4 protein-coding genes are annotated in these 5496 nt (G+C 60.3%); 1 reads left to right on the plus strand and 3 read right to left on the minus strand.

Annotation, left to right across the window (positions count from 1 at the left end; genetic code table 11):
* Window positions 1-490: 490 nt before the first annotated feature.
* Complete coding sequence (locus GSQ83_RS29510; protein WP_158806674.1) at window positions 491-817, plus strand: PRC-barrel domain-containing protein; 327 nt, start codon at window positions 491-493, stop codon at window positions 815-817.
* Here GSQ83_RS29510 and GSQ83_RS31590 read toward each other — a convergent pair.
* The 3 genes from GSQ83_RS31590 to GSQ83_RS29520 form a co-directional block, all read right to left on the minus strand.
* On the minus strand, window positions 733-1116 hold the full coding sequence (locus GSQ83_RS31590; protein WP_371418101.1) for a 2-oxo-4-hydroxy-4-carboxy-5-ureidoimidazoline decarboxylase: 384 nt from the start codon (window positions 1114-1116) through the stop codon (window positions 733-735). The two genes, GSQ83_RS29510 and GSQ83_RS31590, sit on opposite strands and share 85 nt — an antisense overlap.
* A gap of 414 nt (window positions 1117-1530) precedes the next feature.
* Window positions 1531-5166 carry a 4-alpha-glucanotransferase gene (malQ, locus tag GSQ83_RS29515; RefSeq protein ID WP_158806675.1) on the minus strand — a complete coding sequence of 1212 codons (3636 nt, stop codon included), beginning with the start codon at window positions 5164-5166 and terminating at the stop codon, window positions 1531-1533.
* A gap of 120 nt (window positions 5167-5286) precedes the next feature.
* Window positions 5287-5496: hypothetical protein (locus GSQ83_RS29520; RefSeq protein WP_216850636.1), on the minus strand; the 210-nt coding region annotated here is incomplete at its 5' end.

The raw sequence follows: 5496 nt of genomic DNA on the forward strand, positions 1-5496 counted from the left end.
TTCGGTGTCGCCACGCGTCGTCTCCTGCGCTGCCAGGAACTCAGCGAATCATAGCCACGCGAAGGTGTCTAGTTATTTCTCGGCCAGGACACTAGACTAAAGATGGCACTAGATGACCTCACCCGCCATCGTCATCGTAGCCGTCGTCTCTATGCGCGAGAAGCCGCACGCCAGGTCTCCCGGCGCTCTGCATCGGTTCGCGCTCCACGGCGTTCACATCAAGTGAATGTTAGGAACGCGATAATCCCTTGCACTTGGTGCGGGACACTGTGCGATTTCCCACGATCGTGGGGCGGAACCACTTCGCGGAATGTCATTCTGACGTTAGGCGAGACCCGCCGCCAGTCGCGTCGGGTCTCGCTCTTTCACTTTTCGATCACAATTCGAGCTGTGCGAGCGTTCTCCCATTGGACTACATGATGCGAAAGCCATGTGCCGGCAGCGTGCGGCTGCCAAGCGGCTGCCGATGAGGTAAACATTGGAGGGGAATATGACCAGCCTCGACAACCCGGCCGACACTCATGGACAAATGATCGCGGCCAGCAAAGTAAATGGCACGGCTGTCTACGACACCGCGGGCGAGAACCTCGGAAGCATCTACGACGTGATGCTCGACAAAGCATCGGGCAAGGTTGATTACGCAATCCTCAGCTTCGGGGGGTTTCTCGGTATCGGCGAGCGCTACCATCCGCTTCCCTGGAACCAGTTGACCTATGATCCCCAGGCAAATGGCTATTTGGTCAACCTGGATCGCCGTCGACTGGCTTCAACCGAGGATTTTTCGCACCGTCCCTTGACCGCGATGATGAATGGGTAGCCGAAGCGCTCTTGGTAAGCCGCGCGCTGACGATCGAACAGCTCACCTTTAGGCTGGTCGCCGTGCTGCGGAAATGACCGCAGGAGTGCCTTTTGATCCTCTGCCGGCGCGTTGTGGAAGGCCTTCATCAAGTTGCTCAACATAGAACGGAGCGAGCCCAGCGGCCGCTCCGCGGCGAGCCGCTGAGCAGCCCAGCCGCAGCCGCAAGGGCCACTGAGTCTGGCGATGAATTCCGCCTTGCTCATCTCGTTGACGGCCCGCATCGGGATGCGCCCGGAGCCGTCTTCGGGTGTCGTCATCTTAAACCCCACTCACAGCGAAGCGCTGGTAGGATAGGCGAACGAAAGCAGCAGGTTACTCAAGGTGCGCCGGCCGGTGAACGACCTAACGAACGGCTCCCGATGCAGCGCTAACACATCGACTTCAGTCCTATGAGGATGCGGAGCTTGAGACGGCGTTGGGCGAGGTGGCCAAGCTTATCGGCCGAAGGCTCGCTCGGGTGATTGGCGATGGGTCCGGGCGGCGAAAGTGCCGAGTGATCCGGCGTAGAGCCGAGCGTATTTGTCTGCCGCCCTATTTGCGTCCTGTTCGAGCACCAAATTGCCTCTGGTTCTGCGATATCGGTGTGTCAATTCTACTCTATCCGGCGGCTGCGATGGCCGCGAGCCCGGCAATTCTGCCGCAGAACAAAGTCTTCGTGCAGCAGGGATGAACTACGTCCTGGAAGGCGGCTCGTCGAGCAAGGCGAGAACGGAGCGCAGCGGGATTCCGACCCACTCTGGCCGATTGGCGAGTTCGTAGAGCACTTCATACAGGGCCTTCTCCAAAGTGAAGAACGTTACGAGCCGTAACGCGTCCGGCCTATCGGCAGGACATCCGGCGCTTCCTTTCGCGGTCGAAAGGTACTGCTCGAGGTAGACATTAGCCGCTTCAGTTGTCCATTCTTCAAGACGCAATCTATCCAAGTCAGAAGCTTTGCCAACCCTGCCTAGAGCTGTGGAAGCGGCGTAGTCCAGAGAGCGCAGCATCCCCGCGACGTCGCGGAGGGGCGAGTGTTTAGCGCGCCGCTCCGCGAGTTGCCGAAGAGGCTCGCCCTCAAAATCGACGATGACGGCGTCCTCGTTCTGAACAAGGACCTGCCCGAGATGATAATCGCCGTGGTGGCGCGTTTTATCGGCTATAATGTCCGATGGCAGTAGGTTTTCGATGCGGAGCATGAGGTTGCCCGGTCGATCCAATAGGACCCGCGCCGCTCGTCTTGTCGGTGCATCGACGCGCGAACTAAGGTTCTCCAGGCCACCAAGCACGCGATCCGCGAGGGCCTGGACACTCGTGCGCCAGCCGATGATGTCTTCCTTCGTGACGCGCTCGGCCCGGAAAGCCTCGTCATTCGTCGGGGAAGCCAACGCCCGGTGCAGGCCAGCGGTCCGCTCGGCCAACCTCCTTATCCACGCCAATGTCGCCGCAGCGTCAGCGGGGGAGGCGCTACGGAGGCGCTCACATATCCACGCAAAGCCGTCGCCTTCGTTCTCGGTGAATGCCTGCAGAACGGAAAGTGTCGTGCCGTCAAGCTCGATCCAGCCAAGAAGGGCAGGGGTAGCTTCAAAGGGTGCCACTTCGGTCAGGAAGCGGCCCATCTCCACCTCGGGATGAACGCCGCTTTGTAACTTGCGAATTGCCTTAAGTACAGCCGCGTCGCCTATGCGTATCGAAGTATTAGATTGCTCGATCTCACTGCGCCGAATTGTCCATGTCTCGTCTTCTATCAGCGCCCCCTCTCTTCCCTGGACTGTGGAACCTGCAAATAGATGGCGCGGAGTGTCAGCACGGCCCAAGATAGCGCGGACCCACGCCTGCACGAAGGCGTCTTCTTGGAAGCCGTCGACAATGACTTGGCCTGATGGCAAGCGACCGATACTTGAGCCCTTGTCAGGCTGAGACGCCAGAACGGCGATTGGAAGGAACAAACGCACCTTTTCCTGCCCGGGGGGTTCCGCTGTCCAGATGGCGATGCACGCATCGAGCCGATCAAGCGGGAACGGTACCAGGCGCTCGAGTGACACAACGGGCCACCCGGCATCCTTTGCCGGGTACCAGCGTTGCTCGACGAGGTAGGATGGCAGGCAGTCACACACAAAATCGATAATGTCCTGGTTCCAGTAGGCTTGAGCCTGAAGGTCTTCCGGCTCAAGAGGTGCCTCTAGATTTGCTGCCACCTTGCCGCGTTCTTCTATGAACGAGTTTGCAACTTCCTTCAGCCGCGGATGAACAGCGAGCTTTTCGAGGCTGAGCGACAGACGTCGGCGCCAGTTTGGATGTTCGTCCGACGTGGTCGGCACGTTCACGGGGTCTGCTTCGTCGGTGAGGTCGTCGATCTGCGCCATGGCGATAAGCGCCTGCGTTCGGGCGAGGAAGGTGTGAGCCTTGCGGATGAGGCTCTCGACGTCGATTTCCTCGCCCTCCGCCAGGAGGCCTTCACGCTGCAGCGCGACGGCCATTTGCTTATGGTCGCTTTCGCGCTCCTCCCGGATTCGCGAGGCGTCCTCAGGCGTCGGAAACAGGTTCAGCCGTGCCTTCAGAGCGAGGTCCCTCGCTTCCCACCACCCGTGGAGCGTTGGGAGATCGTGGTTTCCCGCAACCGCCAACGAGAGCGCCGGATAGCTCCCTGGCGAAATGAAACCTTCGTCGTTCTTCTCGAACATGAGAACGCGATAGGAAAGGATGTTCGCCGCCGCCATGCGTTCCCGAAAACCTTCTGGAACCGTTCCCAGATCTTCGCCGACGACGAGGCACTCGTTGCGCTGACTCTCGAGCGCCAAGATCCCGACGAGGTCCTCGAGCGGATAGCGAAGATAGGCACCTTCCGCAGGCGACCGTCCCTTGGGGACGCAGTAGGCGTGCTGAAGGGCCATGACGTGATCAATGCGAAGGCCGCCAGCATGCCGCATGTTCGCGCGAACGAGATCGATGAAGCTTCGGTAAGCCTCTTCGCTCAAAGCTGTCGGATTGAACGGCGGCAGCCCCCAATCCTGGCCACCGGGGTTATAGATGTCTGGGGGAGCGCCAATCTGCGCATCGGCGATAATTGCCTTCTGGCTGGCCCAGGTCTCCGCGCCGGTCGGGTCGGCGCCGACAGCGAGGTCGCGGTAGAGCCCAACGGCCATCTGGCTACCCCCAGCGGCCGCCGCCCCGAGCTGCTCGTCGGCTAACCACTGCAGCCAGACCCGAAAGTTCACCAGGTCCTGCTCGTCCGTTGCGAAACGGGCGACGGCCTCCGATGCAGGGTCCTGGTATTCGACGGGCCAGCTGTGCCAGTCCGCTCGGCTGGGCCCCTGGTCCGAAAAATGTTGGCGTAAGGCTTGGAACAGGCAGCTACGCTCCAGCACGTCACCGGAAGCGCGGCGGAACGCTTCGAACGAATGCTGCCGCCCGGCGTCATATCCCGCCTGGAAGGTCCTGAAGAGCAACCGTAGGACTTGTTGCTTGAGGTCGGCAACGGTCGTGTAGTCGACGAGCACTGCGGAACGGCACGCTTGAAGCTTTTGCTGGAAATCCTCGGATCCGATGAGCTGTTGCGCCTCATCGCTGTAGGGCAATTCGGGAAGGCTCGCGACGTCGATGTTGAGGCTATTGAGAAGCAGGCGGCTCGCTGGTGAATAGGGGCTGGCGTGTTCCGGATCGTCGAGGAACATGGCGTGAAGGGGGTTGAGGCCGATCACGTCCGCGCCTCTCTCGCCCATCATTTGCACCAGGCGCCGCAGATCGCCATAGTCGCCGATGCCCCAATTGCCGGCCGAGCGAAGCAGATAGAGTTGCGCCGTAACGCCCCAGATCCGTTGTCCACCGACCAACTCTGGCGGGAGCCAGCATTGCCCCGGACTAACGATTAGGCTGGTTGCAGCGCCACTCGGCTGGATCTCAAGACGGTGGTAACCCGCAGGTATGTGATCCCCGAGGACCAGCTCACGCCGTTCAAACAACTGATCGCCGATCTCCTTCCGCCCGAGTAGCATTAAGTCGGAGAAGACCGCCCGTCCCCTTATTTCGCGACCATCTTCGAGCGCGATGCGCCAGTCGAGTTCGCGTGGTTCCGGAGGCAGCGTCAGCTCGACTGTGACCGGTCCCTTGTTGGCATGGAAAACAACGACAGGCTCAAGCGCGCGTCGCCAAGCGTCGTGGTCGAGGCTTTGGAGCAGGGCAGTAGCCTCGGCGTCGTCCTCCGCTTTCAAGCCGATTGCTTGAAGGAGAGCACGTTGAGCCTCTCGCGTCGCCCTTTGTGTCTCGCCGCGAGCATCAACGAAATCGAGCTCGATGCCCGCCCGTTCGGCAAGCACTTCTAGAGGTGTCATTTTTCGCCTCACGATCTTGAACGGTCCCCTGGATAGGCCAGTCGTCGATGCTACAACTGGTGGCGCTTGCCGACGACGAAAAGGCTTGCAACCAAGATGTTTATGCAGAGCGCTGGCAACCTAGGCGAGTCGCTCGGAGACAAAAGTCTCGATGTCTCGGATCGTGTCTTGAACGTCGGCGGGTTCATACTGATCGCAGTGCCCGTGCGCGGCGTTGTTGCGGACGTCCGCCCACACTTGCACTTTCTTCTGAACCAACTTGTTGTATACCCCCGCCTTCGCAAGGTCTTCGTTCATCTTGCCCAGCTTGCCCAAAGGTATCCCGTTTTC

Origin of the sequence: Acidisoma sp. L85 (assembly GCF_009765865.1) — a bacterium.
In the GTDB taxonomy this organism is placed as follows: domain Bacteria; phylum Pseudomonadota; class Alphaproteobacteria; order Acetobacterales; family Acetobacteraceae; genus Acidisoma.

Bases quoted from the DNA above. Each gene is read 5' to 3' on its own strand.
- malQ (WP_158806675.1), bottom strand. From the start codon at position 5,166: ATGACACCTCTAGAAGTGCTTGCCGAACGGGCGGGCATCGAGCTCGAT.
- GSQ83_RS31590 (WP_371418101.1), bottom strand. From the start codon at position 1,116: ATGACGACACCCGAAGACGGCTCCGGGCGCATCCCGATGCGGGCCGTC.
- GSQ83_RS29510 (WP_158806674.1), top strand. From the start codon at position 491: ATGACCAGCCTCGACAACCCGGCCGACACTCATGGACAAATGATCGCG.